18 protein-coding genes are annotated in these 21,881 nt (G+C 63.2%); 17 read left to right on the top strand and 1 reads right to left on the bottom strand.

The window, feature by feature from the left end; translation table 11 throughout:
- Positions 1-279 precede the first annotated feature (279 nt).
- The 16 genes from mraZ (at position 280) to lpxC (ending at position 18,083) form a co-directional block, all read left to right on the top strand.
- Entirely contained in the window at positions 280-735 is a 456-nt protein-coding gene (gene mraZ / locus ACK3BK_RS20490; protein WP_004575120.1) for a division/cell wall cluster transcriptional repressor MraZ, read from the top strand.
- Complete coding sequence (gene rsmH, locus ACK3BK_RS20485) at positions 732-1,679, top strand: 16S rRNA (cytosine(1402)-N(4))-methyltransferase RsmH (RefSeq protein ID WP_411383188.1); 948 nt, start codon at positions 732-734, stop codon at positions 1,677-1,679. Before mraZ ends, rsmH begins: the two co-directional genes overlap by 4 nt.
- Positions 1,676-1,969 carry a cell division protein FtsL gene (ftsL, locus tag ACK3BK_RS20480; RefSeq protein ID WP_054894001.1) on the top strand — a complete coding sequence of 98 codons (294 nt, stop codon included), beginning with the start codon at positions 1,676-1,678 and terminating at the stop codon, positions 1,967-1,969. Before rsmH ends, ftsL begins: the two co-directional genes overlap by 4 nt.
- On the top strand, positions 1,969-3,699 hold the full coding sequence (locus tag ACK3BK_RS20475) for a peptidoglycan D,D-transpeptidase FtsI family protein (RefSeq protein WP_186719096.1): 1,731 nt from the start codon (positions 1,969-1,971) through the stop codon (positions 3,697-3,699). The genes ftsL and ACK3BK_RS20475 overlap by 1 nt, the downstream gene beginning before the upstream one ends.
- Positions 3,699-5,186 carry a UDP-N-acetylmuramoyl-L-alanyl-D-glutamate--2,6-diaminopimelate ligase gene (locus tag ACK3BK_RS20470; RefSeq protein WP_411383187.1) on the top strand — a complete coding sequence of 496 codons (1,488 nt, stop codon included), beginning with the start codon at positions 3,699-3,701 and terminating at the stop codon, positions 5,184-5,186. Before ACK3BK_RS20475 ends, ACK3BK_RS20470 begins: the two co-directional genes overlap by 1 nt.
- Positions 5,179-6,546 carry a UDP-N-acetylmuramoyl-tripeptide--D-alanyl-D-alanine ligase gene (locus tag ACK3BK_RS20465; RefSeq protein ID WP_411383186.1) on the top strand — a complete coding sequence of 456 codons (1,368 nt, stop codon included), beginning with the start codon at positions 5,179-5,181 and terminating at the stop codon, positions 6,544-6,546. The genes ACK3BK_RS20470 and ACK3BK_RS20465 overlap by 8 nt, the downstream gene beginning before the upstream one ends.
- Complete coding sequence (gene mraY / locus ACK3BK_RS20460) at positions 6,546-7,628, top strand: phospho-N-acetylmuramoyl-pentapeptide-transferase (protein ID WP_054894005.1); 1,083 nt, start codon at positions 6,546-6,548, stop codon at positions 7,626-7,628. The genes ACK3BK_RS20465 and mraY overlap by 1 nt, the downstream gene beginning before the upstream one ends.
- A 6-nt stretch (positions 7,629-7,634) precedes the next feature.
- Positions 7,635-8,981, top strand: coding sequence for a UDP-N-acetylmuramoyl-L-alanine--D-glutamate ligase (murD, locus tag ACK3BK_RS20455; protein ID WP_411383185.1), 1,347 nt, complete (start codon positions 7,635-7,637; stop codon positions 8,979-8,981).
- Positions 8,978-10,192, top strand: coding sequence for a putative lipid II flippase FtsW (ftsW, locus tag ACK3BK_RS20450; protein ID WP_189657504.1), 1,215 nt, complete (start codon positions 8,978-8,980; stop codon positions 10,190-10,192). Before murD ends, ftsW begins: the two co-directional genes overlap by 4 nt.
- Positions 10,182-11,261 (top strand): undecaprenyldiphospho-muramoylpentapeptide beta-N-acetylglucosaminyltransferase, encoded by a 1,080-nt coding sequence (gene murG / locus ACK3BK_RS20445; RefSeq protein WP_186718770.1) that lies wholly within the window; start codon positions 10,182-10,184, stop codon positions 11,259-11,261. Before ftsW ends, murG begins: the two co-directional genes overlap by 11 nt.
- Complete coding sequence (gene murC, locus ACK3BK_RS20440; RefSeq protein WP_054894009.1) at positions 11,254-12,708, top strand: UDP-N-acetylmuramate--L-alanine ligase; 1,455 nt, start codon at positions 11,254-11,256, stop codon at positions 12,706-12,708. The genes murG and murC overlap by 8 nt, the downstream gene beginning before the upstream one ends.
- On the top strand, positions 12,705-13,661 hold the full coding sequence (locus tag ACK3BK_RS20435; protein WP_186668037.1) for a D-alanine--D-alanine ligase: 957 nt from the start codon (positions 12,705-12,707) through the stop codon (positions 13,659-13,661). The genes murC and ACK3BK_RS20435 overlap by 4 nt, the downstream gene beginning before the upstream one ends.
- A gap of 5 nt (positions 13,662-13,666) precedes the next feature.
- Positions 13,667-14,536: a cell division protein FtsQ/DivIB gene (locus ACK3BK_RS20430; RefSeq protein WP_186668035.1), complete on the top strand. Its 870-nt coding sequence runs from the start codon at positions 13,667-13,669 to the stop codon at positions 14,534-14,536.
- A gap of 14 nt (positions 14,537-14,550) precedes the next feature.
- Positions 14,551-15,807 carry a cell division protein FtsA gene (ftsA, locus tag ACK3BK_RS20425; RefSeq protein WP_054894012.1) on the top strand — a complete coding sequence of 419 codons (1,257 nt, stop codon included), beginning with the start codon at positions 14,551-14,553 and terminating at the stop codon, positions 15,805-15,807.
- A 55-nt stretch (positions 15,808-15,862) separates the two neighbouring features.
- Positions 15,863-17,059 carry a cell division protein FtsZ gene (gene ftsZ, locus ACK3BK_RS20420; protein ID WP_054894013.1) on the top strand — a complete coding sequence of 399 codons (1,197 nt, stop codon included), beginning with the start codon at positions 15,863-15,865 and terminating at the stop codon, positions 17,057-17,059.
- A 112-nt stretch (positions 17,060-17,171) separates the two neighbouring features.
- On the top strand, positions 17,172-18,083 hold the full coding sequence (gene lpxC, locus ACK3BK_RS20415) for a UDP-3-O-acyl-N-acetylglucosamine deacetylase (RefSeq protein ID WP_054894014.1): 912 nt from the start codon (positions 17,172-17,174) through the stop codon (positions 18,081-18,083).
- A gap of 106 nt (positions 18,084-18,189) precedes the next feature.
- Here the strand turns inward: lpxC and ACK3BK_RS20410 are convergent, their stop codons facing one another.
- Positions 18,190-18,645 (bottom strand): DUF721 domain-containing protein, encoded by a 456-nt coding sequence (locus ACK3BK_RS20410; RefSeq protein WP_186668033.1) that lies wholly within the window; start codon positions 18,643-18,645, stop codon positions 18,190-18,192.
- Positions 18,646-18,994: 349 nt separating this feature from the next.
- Between ACK3BK_RS20410 and secA the strand changes: the two genes are divergently transcribed.
- Positions 18,995-21,730 carry a preprotein translocase subunit SecA gene (secA, locus tag ACK3BK_RS20405; RefSeq protein WP_186710312.1) on the top strand — a complete coding sequence of 912 codons (2,736 nt, stop codon included), beginning with the start codon at positions 18,995-18,997 and terminating at the stop codon, positions 21,728-21,730.
- The last annotated feature ends 151 nt before the right edge of the window (positions 21,731-21,881 follow it).

Below are 21,881 nucleotides of genomic sequence, written 5' to 3'. Positions count from 1 at the left end.
ATCCTTCCTGGTAATGCCGAAAAGTTCTTACTCTTGATAATTCACTTTAACTTCACACTCTATCCGTTTGAGTGCGCTTGATTTTTTCCGCCAATTTTTTCTTCCGGTAGTCCTTCCTCCTTCCTTTGTTGCGCTAAATCTCGGTCCTGTAAGGGTTTTCCCTATGAACGCGCCTTGACGGTGTGGCGGACGGATTCCTATAGTGTGCGCAAGTGGCAGAAAGTGGGATGAAGTGGGTTTTCTGGCACAAAAAAGTTACCATTGTGGGGAATCGCAGCCGTGTTCCGCGGAGCCAACGCCGTCAGCCTCGATGCAAAGGGCCGTCTCGCCATGCCGAGCAGGTACCGTGACGAGCTCGATTCGCGTTGCAATGGTCAACTTATCGTGACCATCGACGCTGTTGACCCCTGCTTGTGTGTTTATCCCCTCGATGAGTGGGAGCAGATAGAAGCCAAGTTGCGTGCCTTGCCGTCGCTGCGTGAGGAAAACCGCCGCCTGCAGCGTTTGCTGATCGGTAATGCGGTGGACCTGGAGCTCGATGGCAGTGGTCGTTTCCTGGTTCCGCCCCGTTTGCGTGAGTACGCCAAGCTCGACAAGAAGGCGATGCTGGTGGGGCAACTGAACAAATTCCAGCTGTGGGATGAGGATGCCTGGAACGCGGTTTCGGCAGCCGACCTCGCAGCTATTCAACAACCGGGCGCCATGCCCGATGAACTGCGTGACCTGATCCTGTGACGATAGATAGCGGCTTCAACCACATCACCGTATTGCTCGACGAAGCTGTCGAGGCATTGGCCCTGCGCGCCGACGGTTGCTATCTGGACGGGACCTTTGGTCGCGGTGGGCACAGTCGTCTCATTCTCAGCAAGCTCGGGCCGCAAGGGCGGCTGCTGGGCTTCGACAAAGATCCACAGGCGATTGCCACGGGGCAAGCGCTGGCGGCCGAAGACGGCCGCTTTGTCATTGTGCAGCGCAGCTTCGCCGAACTGGGTGATGAAGTGCGTGCGCGCGGGCTGGACGGCAAGGTCAGCGGTATCCTGCTCGACCTGGGTGTCTCCTCGCCGCAGCTGGACGATCCTGAGCGCGGCTTCAGTTTCCTCAACGATGGCCCGCTGGACATGCGCATGAATCCGGGCCAGGGCATCAGCGCCGCCGAGTTCATCGCCACCGCGCCCGTCGAAGAAATAGCCCGCGTGTTCAAGGAGTACGGCGAGGAGCGTTTTGCCGGTCGCATGGCGCGTGCGGTGGTCGAGCGTCGCGAGAAGCAGCCGTTCACCCGTACCGCCGACCTGGCCGAAGTGCTCAAGGTAGCCAACCCTGCTTGGGAGAAGGGCAAGAATCCGGCGACGCGCGCTTTCCAGGGGCTGCGCATTCACGTCAATAACGAACTGGGCGATCTGGAGGCCGGCCTGGACGCCGCGCTCGAGGCGCTGGAAGTCGGCGGCCGCCTGGCGGTGATCAGCTTCCACTCGCTGGAAGACCGCATCGTCAAACTGTTCATGCGCAAGCTGGTCAAGGGCGAAGCGGATAACCTGCCACGCAACCTGCCGGTGCAGCACAAGGCCTTCGAACCTCGTATCAAGCTGATCGGCAAGGCGCAGTTCGCCTCCGATGCAGAACTCAAGGCCAACCCGCGTGCGCGCAGCGCCGTCATGCGCGTGGCGGAGAAGCTGCGGTGAGTCGCCTGTTCGCCAAGCCATTGCCAGGCGGAAGCTTCCTGATGCTTCTGCTGTTCGTTGGCGTGCTGGTGTCGGCCATCGCTGTCTCCTACAGCGCTCACTGGAACCGCCAGTTGCTCAACACGCTCTACAACGAGCTGAGCGAGCGCGACAAGGCCCAGGCTGAGTGGGGGCGCCTGATTCTCGAGCAGAGCACCTGGACTGCCCACAGCCGTATCGAAAACCTGGCTGCCGGCCAGTTGAAGATGCGCGTACCCAACGCTGACGAAGTGCGGATGGTGACGCCATGATGAAGCTCGAGGGTGCACTCTACCCCTGGCGCTTCCGGGTCGTCGTAGGTCTGCTGGCGTTGATGGTCGGCGCTATCAGCTGGCGGATCATCGACCTGCAGGTGGTCGACCGAGACTTCCTCAAGGGGCAGGGCGATGCTCGCAGCCTGCGCCATATCCCGATTCCTGCACACCGTGGCCTGATTACCGACCGCAATGGCGAGCCTCTGGCCGTCAGTACGCCGGTCACCACGCTCTGGGCCAACCCCAAGGAGATGCAGGCGTCCAAGGACCGTTGGCCGCAACTGGCCGCTGTGCTGGGGCAGAACCCGCAGCAACTGATCGAGCGCCTCACCCAGCAGGCCAACAAGGAGTTCATCTACCTGGTTCGTGGCCTCACGCCCGAGCAGGGCCAGCAGGTACTCGACCTTAAAGTGCCCGGCGTCTATGGCCTCGAAGAATTCCGCCGCTTCTATCCGGCAGGCGATGTCACGGCGCACATGGTCGGCTTTACCGACCTGGACGACCACGGCCGTGAAGGTGTCGAGCTCGCCTATGACGAATGGCTGGCCGGGGTGCCCGGCAAGCGACAAGTGATCAAGGACCGGCGCGGTCGCCTGATCAAGGATATTCAAGTCACCAAGAACGCCAAGGCCGGTAAGACCTTGGCGTTGTCGATAGACCTGCGCCTGCAGTACCTGGCGACTCGCGAGCTGCGCAATGCCATCGCCGAGCAGGATGCCAAGGCCGGCAGCCTGGTGATCATGGACGTCAAGACCGGCGAGGTCCTGGCGATGGTCAACCAGCCAACGTACAACCCCAACAACCGCCGCAGCATGTTCCCGGCAGCCATGCGTAACCGGGCAATCATCGATGTGTTCGAGCCAGGTTCCACGGTCAAGCCGATTTCCATGAGTGCGGCCCTGCAGAGCGGGCGCTGGAAACCCACCGACAAGGTCGAGGTGTATCCGGGCAGCCTGCAGATTGGTCGCTACACGATCAAGGACGTGTCCAGGAGCGAGGGCCCGATCCTCGACCTGACCGGCATCCTGATCAACTCCAGTAACGTCGGCATGAGCAAGATCGCCTTCGATATCGGCGGCGAAGCCATCTATCGGGTGATGTCGCAGGTTGGCCTGGGGCAGTACACCGGCCTGGGATTCCCGGGTGAGCGCGTGGGCAACCTGCCCAACCATCGTGAGTGGCGCAAGGCCGAGACAGCCACGCTCTCCTATGGATACGGCGTATCGGTCACCGCCCTGCAGTTGGTTCACGCCTACGCCGCGCTGGCCAACGACGGCAAGATGGTGCCGCTGTCGATTCTCAAGGTCGACAAGGCGCCGGAAGCCGTGCAAGCCATTCCGAAGGAAACCGCCAAGACCATTCAGGGCATGTTGCAGCAGGTGATCGAGGCGCCGCGCGGTGTGTTCCGCGCCCAGGTGCCGTTCTACCACGTTGCCGGCAAGTCGGGCACCGCGCGCAAGGCCACGGTCGGCTCCAAGGGATACACCGAAAACGCCTACCGTTCGCTGTTTGCCGGTTTCGGCCCGATGAGCGACCCGCGCTACGCCATCGTCGTGGTCATCGATGAGCCGGGCAAAGGCGGTTACTTCGGTGGTCTGGTCTCGGCGCCGGTGTTCAGCAAGGTCATGTCCGGCACTCTGCGGCTGATGAACGTGCCGCCGGATAACCTGCCGCCCGCGAACGTGCAGCAGGCCAGTGCAGTACCCGCCAAGGGAGGGCGTGGTTGATGACAATGCCATTGAGCAAGCTTTTCGCCCATGCCAGCCGCGATCCGTTGATTCGCGAGCTGACACTCGACAGCCGCCAGGTGCGGCCGGGTGATCTGTTCCTGGCGGTGCCGGGTGCCAAGGTCGATGGCCGCGACCACATCGCCGACGCGCTTGCCCGCGGTGCTGCCGCCATTGCCTATGAAGAGCAGGGCGCCACGGTGCTGCCGCTCACCGACGTGCCGCTGATTCCGGTCAAGGGCCTGATCGCGCAACTGTCGGCCATCGCCGGCCGTTTCTATGGCGAGCCGAGCCGCCAGCTCAACCTGGTCGGCGTGACCGGCACCAACGGCAAGACCAGCGTGACGCAATTGCTCGCCCAGGCTCTCGACCAGTTGGGCCAGCGCTGCGGTCTGATCGGCACCTTGGGCACCGGTTTCTTCGGTGACTTGCAGAGCGGCCGCCTGACCACGCCGGACCCGATTGCCGTGCAAGCCACGCTCAACGACCTCAAGAAGGGCGGTGCCAAGGCCGTGGCGATGGAAGTGTCTTCCCACGCCCTGGAGCAGGGACGCGTGGCGGCGCTGGCCTTCGATATCGCGGTGATGACCAACCTGTCGCGCGATCACCTGGACTACCACGGCAGCATGGAGGCCTACGAGGCCGCCAAGGCCAAGCTGTTCGCATGGCCGAGCCTGCGCTGCCAGGTGGTCAACCTGGACGATGCCTTTGGTCGTCGTCTGGCCGAAGACTTTGCCCGCCGCCCGAGTGCCGATCATATCGAGACCCGGCTGCTCAGCTATAGCCTGGAAAACCCGGACGCCTCGCTGTTCTGCCGCGAAGCCCACTTCGACGATGATGGCGTGCGCGCCATCATCGTCACCGCTCAAGGCGAACGCACACTGCGCAGCCAACTGCTCGGGCGCTTCAACCTGAGCAACATGCTGGCCGCCGTAGCCACGTTGCTGGCGCTGGATTACTCGCTGGACGAAATACTGAAAGTCACCCCGCAACTGCAGGGGCCTGTCGGTCGCATGCAGCGCCTGGGTGGTGGTGCCAAGCCGCTGGTGGTGGTCGACTACGCCCACACCCCCGACGCACTGGAGAAGGTGCTCGAAGCCCTGCGCCCGCACGCCCACGGCAAGCTGCTGTGCCTGTTCGGCTGCGGCGGGGATCGCGATCGCGGCAAGCGTCCGCTGATGGCCGAGGTGGCCGAGCGTCTGGCCGACCGCGTACTGGTCACCGACGACAACCCACGTACCGAGGATCCGCTGCGGATCTTCGATGACATTCGCCCAGGTTTCGCCAAGGCTGCCGACGCCGAGTTCGTCGCCGGTCGCGGCCAGGCCATCGCACACCTGATCGCCACCGCTGCCGCCGACGATGTGATCGTGCTGGCCGGCAAGGGGCACGAGGATTACCAGGAGATCAATGGCGAGCGCCTTGATTTCTCCGATCTGGTCGAAGCCGAGAAGGCACTTTCAGCCTGGGGGGCTCCACATGATTAAGCCCATGACACTCAGCCAGCTGACTACAGCACTGAGTGCTCGTCTGGTCGGTGCCGACGCCACCTTCAACGGTGTCAGCATCGACAGCCGCAGCGTGGCTGCGGGGCAACTGTTCATTGCACTGACCGGCCCGCGTTTCGATGGTCACGACTACCTTGCCGATGTGAAGGCCAGGGGGGCCGTGGCCGCGTTGGTCGAGCGCGAAATCGCCGATGTCGACCTGCCGCAACTGTTGGTTGCCGATTGTCGTGTGGCGCTGGGCCAGTTGGGCGCGCTCAATCGCGCCGCCTTCGACAAGCCGGTGGTCGCCATCACAGGCTCCAGCGGCAAGACCACGGTCAAGGAGATGCTGGCTTCCATCCTGCGTACTCGCGGTCTTGTGCATGCCACCCGTGGCAACCTGAACAACGACCTCGGCGCGCCACTGACGTTGCTGGAGATCGCGCCCGAACACAGCGCTGCGGTGATCGAGCTGGGCGCTTCGCGCATCGGCGAGATTCGCTACACCGTTGGTCTCACCCAGCCGCAAGTCGTCATCCTCAACAACGCTGGCACCGCCCACGTGGGTGAGTTCGGCGGCCCGGAGAAGATCGTCGAGGCCAAGGGCGAGATTCTCGAGGGCTTGGGCGAGGGCGGTATCGCCGTGCTCAATCTCGACGACAAGGCCTTTGACATCTGGCGCAAGCGCGCCGGTGCGCACCAGGTGCTGAGCTTCGCCCTGACCAACGAGAAGGCCGACTTCCATGCCAGCGACATCGGTCGCGACGCGCGCGGCTGCCCTTCGTTCACCCTGCACGGTCCGAGCGGCAGTGCGCCGGTACAGTTGAACCTGCTCGGTACGCATAACGTCAGCAACGCCCTGGCCGCCGCTGCTGCCGCACATGCCGTGGGCGTGAGCCTGCCGGGTATCGTTGCCGGCCTGGCCGCAGTGCAGCCGGTCAAGGGCCGTTCCGTGGCGCAGATCGCGCCCAGCGGTGCGCGGGTGATCGACGACACCTACAACGCAAATCCCACCTCGATGTGTGCCGCCATTGATATACTCGCCGGCTTTTCCGGACGCACCGTCCTGGTGCTCGGGGATATCGGCGAACTGGGGCAATGGGCCGAGGAAGGCCACCGTCAGGTGGGCGACCATGCGCGCGGCAAGGTCGATGCCTTGTACGCGACGGGCACCAACATGGTTCATGCGGTCCAGGCGTTCGGCGCCAATGGCCGCCATTTCGCTACTCAAGCTGAGCTGATCGACGCCGTTCGTGCCGAGAGCGTCAGCGATACCACTATCTTGATCAAGGGCTCGCGCAGCGCTGCGATGGAAAACGTCGTGGCTGCTCTGTGTGGTGCCAGCGGGGAGAAACATTAATGCTGCTGCTGTTGGCTGAGTATCTGCAACAGTTCTACAAGGGCTTCGCGGTCTTCCAGTACCTGTCCCTGCGCGGGATCCTGGGTGTGTTGACGGCGTTGTCCCTGGCACTGTGGCTGGGGCCCTGGATGATTCGTACCCTGCAGATTCGCCAGATCGGTCAGGCCGTGCGTAACGACGGCCCGCAATCGCACCTGTCCAAGTCCGGCACCCCGACCATGGGCGGTGCGCTGATCCTGTCCGCTATCGCCATCAGCACCTTGCTGTGGGCCGACCTGACCAATCGCTATGTCTGGGTGGTGCTGATCGTCACCCTGCTATTCGGCGCCATCGGCTGGGTCGACGACTACCGCAAGGTGATCGAGAAGAACTCCCGCGGCCTGCCGAGCCGCTGGAAGTATTTCTGGCAGTCGGTATTTGGCCTCGGGGCTGCGGTCTTCCTCTACATGACTGCACCGACCAGCGTCGAAACCACGCTGATCGTGCCGTTCCTCAAGGACTTCACCATCCCACTGGGCGTCGGCTTCGTCGTGCTGACCTACTTCGTCATCGTCGGCTCGAGCAACGCGGTCAACCTGACCGACGGCCTCGACGGCCTGGCGATCATGCCGACGGTGATGGTGGGCGGTGCGCTCGGTATTTTCTGCTATCTGTCGGGCAACGTGAAGTTCGCCGAATACCTGCTGATCCCTTATGTACCGGGCTCGGGCGAGCTGATCGTGTTCTGCGGTGCGCTGATCGGCGCAGGCCTGGGCTTCCTCTGGTTCAACACCTACCCGGCGCAAGTCTTCATGGGTGACGTCGGTGCCCTGGCACTGGGCGCCGCGCTGGGCACCATCGCCGTGATCGTCCGCCAGGAAATCGTGCTGTTCATCATGGGCGGCATCTTCGTGGTGGAAACCCTTTCGGTGGTGATCCAGGTGGCCTCGTTCAAGTTGACCGGCAAGCGCGTGTTTCGCATGGCGCCGATTCACCACCATTTCGAACTCAAGGGTTGGCCCGAGCCGCGGGTGATCGTCCGATTCTGGATCATCACCGTGATTCTGGTGCTGATCGGCCTTGCCACCCTGAAACTGAGGTAAACGAGCGTGTCACTGATCGCTTCCGACCAATTCCGCATCGTTGTCGGCCTCGGCAAGAGCGGCATGTCCCTGGTTCGCTTCCTGGCGAACCGGGGCATCGCCTTTGCGGTCGCCGATACCCGCGAGCAACCGCCGGAACTGGACACCCTGCGCCGTGAATACCCGCAGGTGGAAGTGCGCTGTGGTGAACTGGATGTGGACTTCCTGTGCCGCGCCAACGAGCTCTACGTCAGCCCCGGCCTGGCACTGGCTACCCCGGCGTTGCAGCAGGCCGCCGCACGAGGCGTCAAGCTCTCCGGTGATATCGAACTGTTCGCCCGCCATGCCAAGGCGCCGATCATCGCGATCAGCGGCTCCAACGCCAAGAGCACCGTGACCACCCTGGTCGGCGAGATGGCTGCCAAGGCCGGCAAGCGCGTCGCTGTCGGTGGCAACCTCGGTACGCCGGCGCTGGACCTGCTCGACGATGCAGTCGAGTTGTATGTGATGGAGCTGTCGAGCTTCCAGCTGGAGACCACCGACCAGCTCAACGCCGAAGTGGCGACCGTACTGAATATCAGCGAAGACCACATGGATCGCTACAGTGGCCTGCCGGCCTATCACCTGGCCAAGCACCGCATCTTCCGGGGTGCGCGCCAAGTGGTGGTGAACCGTCAGGATGCCCTGAGCCGGCCGCTGCCGGTCGAGGGCATTCCATGCTGGACCTTCGGCCTCAACACCCCCGACTTCAAGGCCTTCGGCCTGCGTGATGTTGCGGGCGAGAAACACCTGGCATTCGAGTTCCAGACCCTGATGCCCGTGCGCGATCTGAAGATCCGCGGTGCGCACAACCAGAGCAATGCCCTGGCCGCCCTGGCCCTGGGCCATGCCGCCGGTCTGCCGTTCGAGCCGATGCTCGAAGCCCTGCGCGAGTTCAAGGGCCTTGTCCATCGCTGCCAGTGGATCCGCGAGCGTAATGGCGTGAACTGGTACGACGATTCCAAGGCCACCAACGTCGGTGCGGCACTGGCCGCCATCGAGGGCCTGGGCGCCGATATCGATGGCAAGCTGGTCCTGATCGCTGGCGGTGACGGCAAGGGGGCGGACTTCTCTGCTCTGCGCGAGCCGGTGGGCAAGCATTGCCGCGCCGTGGTGTTGCTGGGGCGTGACGCCGAGCGCCTGGCCGAGACCTTCGGCGACAGCGTGCCGCTGGTGCGGGTCAAGACCCTGGACGAAGCCGTGCAGCGCTGCGCCGAACTCGCCCAGCCAGGCGACGCGGTGTTGCTGTCGCCGGCCTGCGCCAGCCTCGACATGTTCAAGAATTTTGAAGAGCGCGGGCGGCTGTTCGCCCAGGCGGCGGAGGGGCTGGCATGATCTTCGGTATCCTCAAGCCCTATCCCTCGCCGCTGATCAGCGGTCGTGGCATCGACCTGGACTTCCCGTTGCTGGCGGGCTGCCTGGCCCTGCTTGGCCTGGGCCTGGTGATGATCACCTCGGCCTCCTCGGAAGTCGCCGCGGTGCAGTCGGGCAACCCGCTTTACCACATGATCCGCCACCTGGTGTACGTCGCCCTGGGGCTGGGTGCCTGCGGCCTGACCATGATGGTGCCGATCGCCACCTGGCAGCGCATGGGCTTCCTCATGCTGATCGGCGCCTTCGGCCTGCTGGTGCTGGTGCTGGTACCAGGCATCGGCCGGGAGGTGAACGGTTCGATGCGCTGGATTGGTTTCAGCTTCTTCAACGTCCAGCCGTCGGAAATCGCCAAGGTCTTCGTGGTCATCTACCTCGCAGGTTACCTGGTGCGTCGTCAGACCGAGGTGCGCGAGAGCTGGATGGGCTTCTTCAAGCCGTTCATCGTTTTGCTGCCCATGGCCGGCCTGCTGCTGATGGAGCCTGACTTCGGCGCCACCGTGGTGATGATGGGCGCTGCGGCGGCCATGCTGTTCCTCGGTGGGGTGGGGCTGTTCCGCTTCTCGCTGATGGTGGTGCTGGCGGTGGTCGCGGTGTTCATTCTGGTTCAGGCGCAACCCTACCGGATGGCGCGCTTGATCACCTTCACCGACCCCTGGTCCGACCAGTTCGGTTCGGGCTACCAGCTGACTCAGGCACTGATTGCCTTCGGTCGTGGCGAGTGGTTGGGCGTCGGCCTGGGCAACAGCGTACAGAAACAGTTCTATCTGCCCGAGGCGCACACCGACTTCGTGTTCTCGGTGCTGGCCGAAGAGCTTGGCGTGGTTGGCTCGCTGTGCACCGTGGCGCTGTTCGTGTTCGTCACCATCCGTGCCTTGTACATCGGCCTGTGGGCCGAGAAGGCCAAGCAGTTCTTCGCCGCCTACATGGCCTTCGGCCTGGCCTTCCTGTGGATCGGCCAGTTCCTGATCAACATTGGTGTGAACGTGGGCCTGCTGCCGACCAAGGGGCTGACGCTGCCATTCCTCAGCTACGGGGGCAGCTCGCTGGTGATCTGCTGCGCCTGTGTGGGGCTGTTGCTGCGTATCGAGTGGGAGAGTCGAACGCACCTGGGCAGCGAGGAACACGAGTTCAAAGAGAGCGATTTTGCCGAGGAGACCAGTCATGGCCGCTGATGGCAAGAACGTACTGATCATGGCCGGTGGCACCGGGGGGCATGTGTTCCCGGCCCTGGCCTGCGCCCGCGAATTCCAGGCGCGCGGCTACAGCGTGCATTGGCTGGGTACGCCACGGGGTATCGAGAACGAACTGGTGCCCCAGGCCGGCTTGCCGCTGCACCTGATCCAGGTCAGCGGGCTGCGTGGCAAGGGCAAGCTGTCGCTGCTCAAGGCGCCGTTCACCCTGGTCAAGGCCGTGCTGCAGGCGCGGCGCATCATTCGTGAGCTCAAGCCGGTGTGCGTGCTGGGCTTTGGCGGCTATGTCACAGGCCCTGGCGGTGTTGCCGCGCGGCTGTGCGGTGTGCCGCTGGTGATTCACGAACAGAATGCCCGCGCGGGTACCGCCAATCGGCTGCTGGTGCCACTGGCCGCACGAGTCTGCGAAGCTTTCCCCGACACCTTCGCTGCCAGCGAAAAACGTCGGACTACCGGTAACCCGGTGCGCCCGGAACTGTTCCTGGAAGCGCCCCGTGCGGCACTTGCCGAGCGTCGTGCGCGCCTTCTGGTGCTCGGCGGCAGCCTCGGTGCGGAACCATTGAACAAATTGCTGCCTAAGGCCCTGTCCGAAGTGACTGCAGACCTGCGTCCAGAGGTGTTCCACCAGGCTGGCAAGCAACATGCGTCGATCACCGCCGAGCGTTATCGCGAGGCCGGGATCGAGGCTCAGGTAGAGCCTTTCATCAAAGACATGGCCCACGCTTATGGCTGGGCCGACATGGTGGTGTGCCGGGCCGGCGCCCTGACCGTCAGCGAACTCGCGGCGGCGGGCCTGCCCTCGATGCTGGTGCCCTTGCCCCACGCGATCGACGATCACCAGACCCACAACGCCCAATATCTGGCTCGCGAAGGTGCTGCCTTCCTGATGCCACAAGCGACAACTGGCGCAGCGCAGCTCGCTGAACGCCTGAACGAGGTGCTGATGCAACCCGAGAAACTCAACACCATGGCCGGCACTGCACGTCGCCTGGCCAAGCCTGCTGCAACCAGCACCGTGGTCGATATCTGCCTGGAGGTGGCCCATGGTTGAAAGCCAGAAAGCCATGCCGCAGCCCAAGATGGGCCGCATTCGTCGCATTCACTTCGTCGGTATCGGCGGCGTGGGCATGTGCGGTATCGCCGAAGTGCTGCTGAACCTGGGCTACGAAGTGTCCGGTTCCGACCTCAAGGCCTCGCCGGTCACCCAGCGCCTGGAGTCGTTCGGCGCCGAAATTTTCGTGGGTCACCGTGCCGAGAACGCTGCCACCGCCGATGTACTGGTGGTTTCCAGCGCAATCAATCCGGCCAACCCTGAAGTTGCCACCGCGCTCGAGCGCCGTATCCCGGTGGTGCCGCGTGCCGAAATGCTGGCCGAGCTGATGCGCTACCGCCACGGCATCGCCGTCGCCGGTACCCACGGCAAGACCACCACCACCAGCCTGCTGGCCTCGGTGTTCGCTGCCGGCGGCCTGGATCCGACCTTCGTCATCGGTGGCCGTCTGACCGCTGCTGGCACCAACGCCCAGCTCGGTACCAGCCGCTACCTGATCGCCGAAGCCGATGAAAGCGATGCCAGCTTCCTGCACCTGCAGCCGATGGTCGCTGTCGTCACCAATATCGACGCCGACCACATGGCAACCTACGAAGGTGACTTCAACAAGCTGAAGAAGACCTTCGTCGAGTTCCTGCACAACCTGCCGTTCTACGGTCTGGCCGTGATGTGCCTGGACGATCCGGTCGTGCGCGAGATCCTGCCTCAGGTCAAGCGCCCCACCGTCACCTACGGCTTCAGCGAAGAGGCCGACATCCGCGCCATCAATGTGCGCCAGCAGGGCATGCAGACGCATTTCACCGTGCTGCGTCGCGACTGCGAGCCGCTGGAAGTGTCGGTGAACATGCCGGGCAACCACAACGTGCTCAACGCCCTGGCCACCATCGCCATCGCCACCGACGAGGGCATCAGTGACGATGCCATCATCCAGGGGCTGTCGGGCTTCCAGGGTGTGGGGCGACGCTTCCAGGTGTATGGCGAGCTGCCAGTCGAAGGCGGCAGCGTGATGCTGGTCGACGACTATGGCCATCACCCCACCGAAGTGGCGGCGGTGATCAAGGCCGTGCGCGGTGGTTGGCCGAGCCGGCGCCTGGTCATCGTCTACCAGCCGCACCGCTACAGCCGCACCCGCGATCTTTACGACGACTTCGTGCAGGTGCTGGGTGATGCCAACGTGCTGCTGCTGATGGAAGTCTATCCGGCCGGCGAGGAGCCGATCCCCGGCGCCGACAGCCGCCAGCTGTGCCACAGCATCCGCCAGCGCGGCAAGCTGGACCCGATCTACATCGAACGTGGCGCTGAGCTTGCGCCACTGGTCAAGCCGCTGCTGCGCGCCGGTGACATCCTGATCTGCCAGGGTGCCGGCGATGTGGGTGGCCTGGCTCCGCAACTGATGAAAAGCCCGCTGTTCGCTGGCGCTGTCGCCAAGCAGGAGAAACCGCTGTGAGTACCGCCTACGACAAACTGCACTCCACGCTCGACGTCAAGGCCTTCGGCCGCGTCGCCGTGCTCTATGGCGGCAAGAGCGCCGAGCGCGAGGTTTCGCTCAAGTCGGGTGCGGCGGTGATCGAGGCGCTGACCTCGGCCGGTGTGGATGTGGTTGCCATCGATGTGGGCGACGATCTGCTCGCGCGCCTGCAAAGCGAGAAGATCGACCGTGCCTTCATCATTCTTCACGGCCGCGGTGGTGAAGACGGCAGCATGCAAGGCTTGCTCGAGTGCCTGGGCATTCCCTACACCGGCAGCGGCATCCTTGCCTCAGCACTGGCCATGGACAAGCTGCGCACCAAGCAGGTGTGGCAGAGCCTGGGTATCCCGACCCCGCGTCACGCCGTGCTGGCCAGCGAAAGCGACTGTGTCGAGGCTGGCAAGGAACTGGGCTTCCCGCTGATCGTCAAACCGGCCCATGAAGGTTCCAGCATCGGCATGGCCAAGGTGAACAGTGTCGAAGAGCTTGTTGCCGCCTGGCAGGACGCCGCCCGCTACGACTCGCAGGTGCTGGTCGAGCAGTGGATCCATGGCCCGGAGTTCACCATTGCGGTGCTGCGCGGGCAGGTGCTGCCACCGATCGCACTGGGTACGCCGCACGTGTTCTACGACTACGACGCCAAGTACATCGCCAACGACACCCAGTACCGCATTCCCTGCGGCCTGGACGCCGGCAAGGAACAGGAACTGATGGACCTGACTGCACGCGCCTGCGATGCCATCGGCATCGAGGGCTGGGGCCGTCTGGATGTAATGCAGGACGAGCAGGGCCGGTTCTGGCTGCTCGAAGTCAACACCGCACCTGGCATGACTGATCATAGCCTGGTGCCCATGGCGGCCCGCGCGGCCGGTCTGGACTTCCAGCAACTGGTGCTGGCGATCCTGGCCGAAAGCGTAGCGACGCGAGGTTAAGAGCCATGCAAGGCGCGATGATACGTCAGCAGCAACCCGTTACCGGCCGTAGCAAGCCGGTGCCACGTGGTGCCAGCCGACTGGTGGCCGACGAGCCCGTATCGGCGCGCCTGCCACGACCCAGTTTCGGTGGGTTGAAACGCCTGCTGTGGCCGGTGCTGCTGGTCGCTGCCGGCTTCGGTGCCTATGAAGGCGCGATCCGCTTGATGCCTTACGCCGACCGGCCGATCACCAAGATCGCCGTGCAGGGTGATCTGAGCTACATCAGCCAGCAGGCGGTGCAGCAGCGTATCGCGCCTTATGTCGCCGCGAGCTTCTTCAGTGTCGACCTGCCGGCGATGCGTGCGGAGCTCGAGCAGATGCCATGGATCGCCCATGCCGAAGTGCGTCGGGTATGGCCGGACGAGGTGGTGATCCGCCTCGAGGAACAACTGCCGGTCGCGCGCTGGGGCGATGAGGCCTTGCTCAACAACCAGGGCCAGGCGTTCACCCCGCGCGAGCTGGCCAACTATGAGCATTTGCCGCAGCTGTTCGGGCCGCAGCGCGCTCAGCAACAAGTCATGCAGCAGTATCAGGTATTGAGCCAGATGCTGCGCCCCATGGGCTTCTCCATCGCTCGCCTGGAGCTGCGCGAGCGAGGCAGCTGGTTCCTGACCACTGGCGCGGGTAGCGCCGGTCCTGGCGTCGAGCTGCTGTTGGGGCGCGATCATCTGGTGGAGAAGATGCGCCGGTTCATTGCCATTTACGACAAGACACTCAAAGAGCAGATCACCAACATCGCCCGCATCGATCTGCGATACGCCAACGGATTAGCGGTTGGCTGGCGGGAACCGAATGCACCGACGACGGCCCAACCCGCCGTTGCGAAGAATTAGAGAGAGGCAGGACCATGGCAAACGCGCATAGCGGCAAAATGATCGTCGGGCTGGACATTGGCACCTCCAAGGTGGTGGCGCTGGTGGGCGAAGTGGCGGCGGACGGCACCCTGGAGATCGTCGGGATCGGGACGCATCCTTCCCGCGGCCTGAAGAAAGGCGTGGTGGTGAATATCGAGTCGACCGTGCAGTCGATCCAGCGCGCGGTGGAAGAAGCGCAGCTGATGGCCGGCTGCCGTATCCACTCGGCGTTCGTCGGTGTTGCCGGCAACCATATTCGCAGCCTGAACTCCCATGGCATCGTCGCCATCCGCGACCGTGAGGTCAGCGTCGCCGACCTCGAGCGCGTGCTCGACGCCGCCCAGGCCGTGGCCATCCCGGCCGACCAGCGCGTGCTGCACACCCTGCCGCAGGACTACGTGATCGACAACCAGGAAGGTGTGCGTGAGCCACTGGGCATGTCTGGCGTGCGTCTGGAGGCGAAAGTCCATGTGGTCACCTGCGCGGTCAACGCCGCCCAGAACATCGAGAAGTGCGTGCGCCGCTGCGGCCTCGAGATTGACGACATCATTCTCGAACAACTGGCCTCGGCTTACTCGGTGTTGACCGATGACGAGAAAGAACTGGGCGTGTGCCTGGTGGATATCGGCGGCGGCACCACCGACATCGCCATCTTCACCGAAGGCGCGATCCGCCACACCGCGGTGATCCCGATTGCTGGCGACCAGGTCACCAACGACATCGCCATGGCCCTGCGCACGCCCACGCAGTACGCCGAGGAAATCAAGATCCGCTACGCCTGCGCCCTGGCCAAGCTGGCCGGTGCCGGCGAGACCATCAAGGTGCCGAGTGTCGGCGACCGTCCGCCGCGCGAACTGTCGCGCCAGGCTCTGGCAGAAGTGGTCGAGCCGCGTTACGACGAACTCTTCACCCTGATCCAGGCCGAGTTGCGTCGCAGCGGCTACGAGGATCTGGTGCCGGCGGGCATCGTCCTTACCGGCGGTACTTCGAAGATGGAAGGCGCCGTGGAACTGGCCGAGGAAATCTTCCACATGCCGGTACGCCTCGGCGTGCCGCACAGCGTTCGGGGGCTGAGCGACGTGGTGCGCAACCCGATCTATTCAACCGGCGTGGGACTGCTCACCTACGGCCTGCAAAAGCAGACCGAGGACCTGCCCCTGACCGGCAACAGCAGCAGCAACAGCTATGGCGATGAACCTAAGGCCCCGGTGCTTGAGCGCTTCAAGCGCTGGGTCCAAGGCAACTTCTAAGTTTCAAAGCAGTAGTGGTAGGCGCAAAAACTAGAGAACTGTAAGGAGAGGGAAAATGTTCGAGCTCGTAGACAACGTCCCGCAAAGCCCGGTCATCAAAGTGATCGGTGTCGGTGGTGGTGGTGGCAACGCCGTCAACCACATGGTCAAAAGCAGCATCGAAGGTGTGGAATTCATCTGCGCCAACACCGATGCCCAGGCGCTGAAGAACATTGGCGCACGCACCATCCTGCAACTGGGGACCGGTGTGACCAAGGGCCTGGGTGCCGGTGCCAATCCGGAAGTCGGTCGTCAGGCCGCGCTGGAAGACCGTGAGCGCATCGCCGAAGTGCTGCAAGGCACCAACATGGTGTTCATCACCACCGGCATGGGCGGCGGTACCGGTACCGGTGCTGCGCCGATCATCGCCGAAGTGGCCAAGGAAATGGGCATCCTCACCGTTGCGGTGGTGACCCGTCCGTTCCCGTTCGAGGGTCGCAAGCGCATGCAGATCGCCGACGAAGGCATCCGCATGCTGGCTGAAAGCGTCGACTCGCTGATCACCATCCCCAACGAGAAGCTGCTGACCATCCTGGGCAAGGATGCAAGCCTGCTGTCTGCCTTCGCCAAGGCCGACGACGTGCTGGCTGGCGCCGTGCGCGGTATCTCCGACATCATCAAGCGTCCGGGCATGATCAACGTCGACTTCGCCGACGTACGCACCGTGATGGGCGAGATGGGCATGGCGATGATGGGCACTGGCTGCGCCAGCGGTCCGAACCGCGCTCGTGAAGCCACCGAGGCGGCGATTCGCAACCCGCTGCTCGAAGACGTCAACCTGCAGGGTGCCCGCGGTATTCTGGTAAACATCACCGCAGGTCCTGACCTGTCGCTGGGTGAGTACTCCGATGTGGGTAGCATCATCGAGGCCTTCGCCTCCGACCACGCAATGGTCAAGGTCGGCACCGTGATCGATCCTGACATGCGCGACGAGCTGCACGTCACCGTGGTTGCCACTGGCCTGGGTGCGCGCATCGAGAAGCCGGTCAAGGTCGTCGACAATACCCTGCAGACCGCACAGCAGGTGTACGAGTCCTCCAATCCGGCCCCGGTTCGCCAGGAGCAGTCGGCGGTGAACTACCGTGACCTGGAGCGTCCGACCGTGATGCGCAACCAGGCGCATGCCGGCGCTGCGGCCGCGGCTAAACTCAACCCACAGGACGATCTGGACTACCTTGACATCCCGGCCTTCCTGCGTCGCCAGGCCGATTGATGGAATTTATCAGGGGTATAAGGGTGATTGGTGTTCAGCAAAGGCCGGGTCTGCTATCATTCTCAGCCTTTGTTGATACCAATTCGCAATTAGCGCTAAAGCGGCCAATGCCATGATTAGACAACGCACCCTGAAGAATACCATTCGTGCCACAGGTGTCGGCCTGCATTCCGGAGAGAAGGTCTACCTGACTCTCAAGCCAGCACCCGTGGATACCGGCATCGTTTTCCGCCGCGCCGACCTCGACCCTGTGGTCGAAATCCCGGCGCGTGCGGCCAACGTCGGCGAGACAACCATGTCGACGACGCTGGTCAACGGTGACGTCAAGGTCGATACGGTAGAGCACCTGCTCTCCGCCATGGCGGGCCTGGGCATCGATAACGCCTACGTCGAGCTCTCCGCCTCGGAAGTGCCGATCATGGATGGCAGCGCCGGACCCTTTGTATTCCTGATTCAGTCCGCCGGCCTGGAAGAACAGGACGCCGCGAAAAAGTTCATCCGCATCCTGCGCGAAGTGAGCGTGGAGGAGGGCGACAAGCGCGCCACCTTCCTGCCTTTCGACGGGTTCAAGGTGAGCTTCGAGATCGACTTCGATCATCCGGTCCTCAAGGGCCAGACCCAGAGTGCAGTGGTTGATTTCTCCAGCACGTCGTTCGTGAAGGAAGTCAGCCGAGCACGCACCTTCGGTTTCATGCGTGACATCGAGTACCTGCGCAAGCACAACCTTGCGTTGGGCGGCAGTGTCGAGAACGCCATCGTGGTCGACGAGACCGGTGTGCTCAACGAAGACGGACTTCGCTCCGATGACGAATTCGTCAAGCACAAGATCCTCGACGCCATCGGCGACCTCTATCTGCTGGGCAACAGCCTGATCGGCGAGTTCAAGGGCTACAAGTCCGGACACGCGCTGAACAACCAGTTGCTGCGCAAGCTGATCGCGGAAACGGACGCCTGGGAAGTGGTCACTTTCGAAGATGCCAGTACGGCACCGATCTCCTACATGCGCCCTGTTGCGGCCGTGTAAGTTCGAACACTCTCTAGTTCATTGAGGCCACCTTCGGGTGGCCTTTTTTATTGGCGCGCCCATGGCAGAGCAGTGTTTGGCACTTTCGGAAATAGCGCCGGGAACTTCAGGTCTTGTCGTGGGCGTGTGCAGCAAGCCGCTCCAGCGCGGCCCGCAGTTTTTCGTCACCAATGCCTTGCGCTGTCTCGCGCAGGCTTTGTGCCGCCTGTTGCGACAACTCGGTGGTCTGTGTAGGGCGGGCGGGGGCGCCGACGGGTGGTTGCACCTGGAATCTGATGCGCTGCAGGTTGGCGAAGGCGTCCATGGCGCGCAGCGTGGTCAGCAGGCGCTTCTGCTGGTAGCGCAGACGGGTGGCCCAATGGCCGTCGGTCACCACCAGGAGCAAACAGCCATCGCGCCAGGAGGCCACATGACAGTGTGCCCGGGCAGCGGGCTGCAACTGGCTTTCCAGCAAACGCTGCAGATGCTCGAGGCGCTCGGCCTGGTTGAGCAGCAGGCGCAGCGGCCTGGCCTGGCGCAGCAAGGCGGCGGGTGGCTGGGCGGAAGGGGGTTTGTAGGCCATCTGAGTACGCATGAGGTTACAAGATTGGCAGTCTAACAGATGCCACCAGGGCCGTTGCCTGTGCCGGACGCTTTGCCGGCAGCCCGCTGCTGAGGACGGTGCAGCGCGTGTGCGCGCAGGCCTGCGCGCGAGGCGGCCCAACACGTTTCATGTCTGGATGCCTTGAACTTGGTGAAAATGTCCCTATGTTAGAGACGCCCCGTTTAAAGCGCTGTGCCAGCATCGTGGAAATCCACCACTTTCCTCACCAACGTTTCCGGGTAGAATGCTCGTTCGCATGCGGCCCAAGGGCTGCACGGGCGACTCACGGGGCCGCCCTCCATCCCTAAGTGTGGAAGATCCTGCCGATATGTTTGCGCCTTTGTTAAAAAAACTTTTTGGAAGCAAGAACGAGCGTGAAATCAAGCGCATGCTCAAGACGGTCAGCACCGTCAATGCCTTCGAAGAGAAGATGGTGGCCCTCTCCGACGAGCAACTGCGTGGCAAGACCGCAGAGTTCAAAGAGCGCCTGGCCAAAGGCGAAACCCTCGACCAGCTGTTGCCCGAAGCCTTCGCCGTGGCCCGTGAGGCCGGCAAGCGTGTCATGGGCATGCGCCACTTCGATGTCCAGCTCATCGGCGGCATGACCCTGCACGAGGGCATGATCGCAGAAATGCGTACCGGTGAAGGCAAGACCTTGGTCGGTACTCTGGCGGTATACCTGAACGCGCTGTCCGGCAAGGGCGTGCACGTGGTCACGGTCAACGACTACCTGGCTCGCCGTGACGCCAACTGGATGCGTCCGCTTTACGAATTCCTCGGCCTCAAGGTGGGCATCGTCTCGGCCTTCCAGCCGCCGGAGGAAAAGCGCGCCGCCTATGCTGCCGACATCACCTACGGCACCAACAACGAATTCGGTTTCGACTACCTGCGCGACAACATGGCGTTCAGCCAGGACGAGAAGTTCCAGCGTGAGCTGAACTTCGCCGTGATCGACGAAGTCGACTCCATCCTCATCGACGAAGCGCGTACCCCGCTGATCATCTCGGGCCAGGCCGAAGACAGCTCCAAGCTGTACATCGAGATCAATCGCCTGATCCCGCGCCTGAAGCAGCACATCGAAGAAGTCGAAGGCCAGGTGACTCAAGAGGGTCACTTCACCATCGATGAGAAGAGCCGCCAGGTCGAGCTCAACGAGGCAGGTCACCAGTTCATCGAAGAGATGCTCACCCAGTCCGGCCTGCTGGCCGAAGGCGAGAGCCTCTACTCGGCCCACAACCTGGGCCTGCTCACCCATGTCTACGCGGGCCTGCGTGCGCACAAGCTGTTCCACCGCAACGTCGAGTACATCGTCCAGGACGGTCAGATCCTGCTGATCGACGAGCATACCGGCCGCACCATGCCAGGCCGTCGCCTGTCCGAGGGCCTGCACCAGGCCATCGAGGCTAAGGAAAACCTGAACATCCAGGCCGAAAGCCAGACCCTGGCCTCGACCACCTTCCAGAACTACTTCCGTCTCTACACCAAGCTGTCCGGCATGACCGGTACCGCCGACACCGAAGCGTTCGAGTTCGCCCAGATCTACAGCCTCAACGTGATGGTCATTCCGCCGAACAAGCCGCTGGCTCGGAAAGACTTCAACGACCTGGTCTACCTCACCGCCGACGAGAAGTACGCAGCGATCATCGCCGACATCAAGGAAAGCATGGCCCAGGGCCGTCCTGTCCTGGTGGGTACCGCGACCATCGAGACCTCCGAGCACATGTCCAACCTTCTGCAGAAGGAAGGCATCGACCACAAGGTCCTGAACGCCAAGTATCACGAAAAGGAAGCCGAGATCATCGCCCAGGCCGGTGCGCCGGGCGCCCTGACCATCGCCACCAACATGGCCGGTCGTGGTACCGACATCCTGCTGGGCGGTAACTGGGAAGCCGAAGTCGCCGCACTGGAGAACCCGACCAGCGAGCAGATCGCGCAGATCAAGGCCGACTGGCAGAAGCGCCACCAGCAGGTTCTGGAAGCCGGTGGCCTGCACGTGATCGCCTCCGAGCGTCACGAGTCGCGTCGTATCGACAACCAGTTGCGCGGTCGTGCCGGCCGTCAGGGCGATGCCGGTTCGAGCCGTTTCTACCTGTCGCTGGAAGACAGCCTGATGCGTATCTTCGCCTCCGACCGGGTGAAGAACTTCATGAAGGCGCTGGGCATGCAATCCGGCGAGGCCATCGAGCACCGCATGGTCACCAACGCCATCGAAAAGGCGCAGCGCAAGGTCGAAGGTCGCAACTTCGACATCCGCAAGCAGCTGCTCGAATACGACGACGTGGCCAACGAGCAGCGCAAGGTGATCTACCACATGCGCAACAGCCTGCTGGCTGCCGAGAACATCGGCGACACCATCGCCGAGTTCCGCAAGGAAGTGCTCGACGCCACCATCAGCCAGCACATTCCGCCGCAGTCGCTGCCCGAGCAGTGGGACGTGGCCGGTCTTGAGGCTTCGCTGTCCAGCGACTTTGCCATGAAGCTGCCGATCCAGCAGTGGCTCGACGAGGACGATCACCTCTACGAGGAAACCCTGCGCGAGAAGCTGCTGAACGAGATCACCACCGCCTACACCGAGAAGGAAGACCAGGCCGGCATCGACGCCCTGCGCACCTTCGAGAAGCAGATTCTGCTGCGCGTGGTGGACGACCTGTGGAAAGACCACCTGTCGACCATGGACCACCTGCGTCACGGTATCCACCTGCGCGGCTACGCCCAGAAGAACCCGAAGCAGGAGTACAAGCGCGAGTCGTTCACCCTGTTCCAGGAGCTGCTGGAGTCGATCAAGCGCGACACCATCCGTGTGCTGTCGCACGTCCAGGTCCGCCGCGAAGACCCTGCCGAAGAAGAAGCCCGCCTGCGCCGCGAGGCCGAGGCGCTGGCCAGCCGCATGCAGTTCCAGCACGCCGCTGCCCCAGGTCTGGAAGGCGAGCAACTGAGCGAGGAGGGCGCCGATGTGGCAGTTGCCTCTGCGCCGGTTCGCAACGAACAGAAGCTGGGCCGCAACGAGCCGTGCTGGTGTGGTTCGGGCAAGAAATTCAAGCATTGCCATGGTCAGATCGAGTGATTCGATCCGTCACCTGACATCTACAGGGCCGCTTGACGGTCCATCGCGGCACAAGGCCGCTCCTGCAGGCATCGCACAGAACCTGTAGGAGCGGCCTTGTGCCGCGATGGGGCGCAAAGCGGCCCCGCTTTTCGCAAACCATTCATTTTCT

It is taken from the genome of Pseudomonas sp. L7, assembly GCF_046605565.1.
GTDB lineage: Bacteria > Pseudomonadota > Gammaproteobacteria > Pseudomonadales > Pseudomonadaceae > Aquipseudomonas > Aquipseudomonas wayambapalatensis.
This window is presented reverse-complemented; position numbering and strand designations above follow the sequence as displayed.

Excerpts from the sequence above, each read along its gene's own strand:
- ACK3BK_RS20475 (WP_186719096.1), top strand. The coding sequence starts at position 1,969 with ATGAAGCTCGAGGGTGCACTCTACCCCTGGCGCTTCCGGGTCGTCGTA.
- ACK3BK_RS20470 (WP_411383187.1), top strand. The coding sequence starts at position 3,699 with ATGACAATGCCATTGAGCAAGCTTTTCGCCCATGCCAGCCGCGATCCG.
- ACK3BK_RS20465 (WP_411383186.1), top strand. The coding sequence starts at position 5,179 with ATGATTAAGCCCATGACACTCAGCCAGCTGACTACAGCACTGAGTGCT.
- mraY (WP_054894005.1), top strand. The coding sequence starts at position 6,546 with ATGCTGCTGCTGTTGGCTGAGTATCTGCAACAGTTCTACAAGGGCTTC.
- ftsW (WP_189657504.1), top strand. The coding sequence starts at position 8,978 with ATGATCTTCGGTATCCTCAAGCCCTATCCCTCGCCGCTGATCAGCGGT.
- murG (WP_186718770.1), top strand. The coding sequence starts at position 10,182 with ATGGCCGCTGATGGCAAGAACGTACTGATCATGGCCGGTGGCACCGGG.
- murC (WP_054894009.1), top strand. The coding sequence starts at position 11,254 with ATGGTTGAAAGCCAGAAAGCCATGCCGCAGCCCAAGATGGGCCGCATT.
- ACK3BK_RS20430 (WP_186668035.1), top strand. The coding sequence starts at position 13,667 with ATGCAAGGCGCGATGATACGTCAGCAGCAACCCGTTACCGGCCGTAGC.
- ftsA (WP_054894012.1), top strand. The coding sequence starts at position 14,551 with ATGGCAAACGCGCATAGCGGCAAAATGATCGTCGGGCTGGACATTGGC.
- ftsZ (WP_054894013.1), top strand. The coding sequence starts at position 15,863 with ATGTTCGAGCTCGTAGACAACGTCCCGCAAAGCCCGGTCATCAAAGTG.
- lpxC (WP_054894014.1), top strand. The coding sequence starts at position 17,172 with ATGATTAGACAACGCACCCTGAAGAATACCATTCGTGCCACAGGTGTC.
- ACK3BK_RS20410 (WP_186668033.1), bottom strand. The coding sequence starts at position 18,645 with ATGGCCTACAAACCCCCTTCCGCCCAGCCACCCGCCGCCTTGCTGCGC.
- secA (WP_186710312.1), top strand. The coding sequence starts at position 18,995 with ATGTTTGCGCCTTTGTTAAAAAAACTTTTTGGAAGCAAGAACGAGCGT.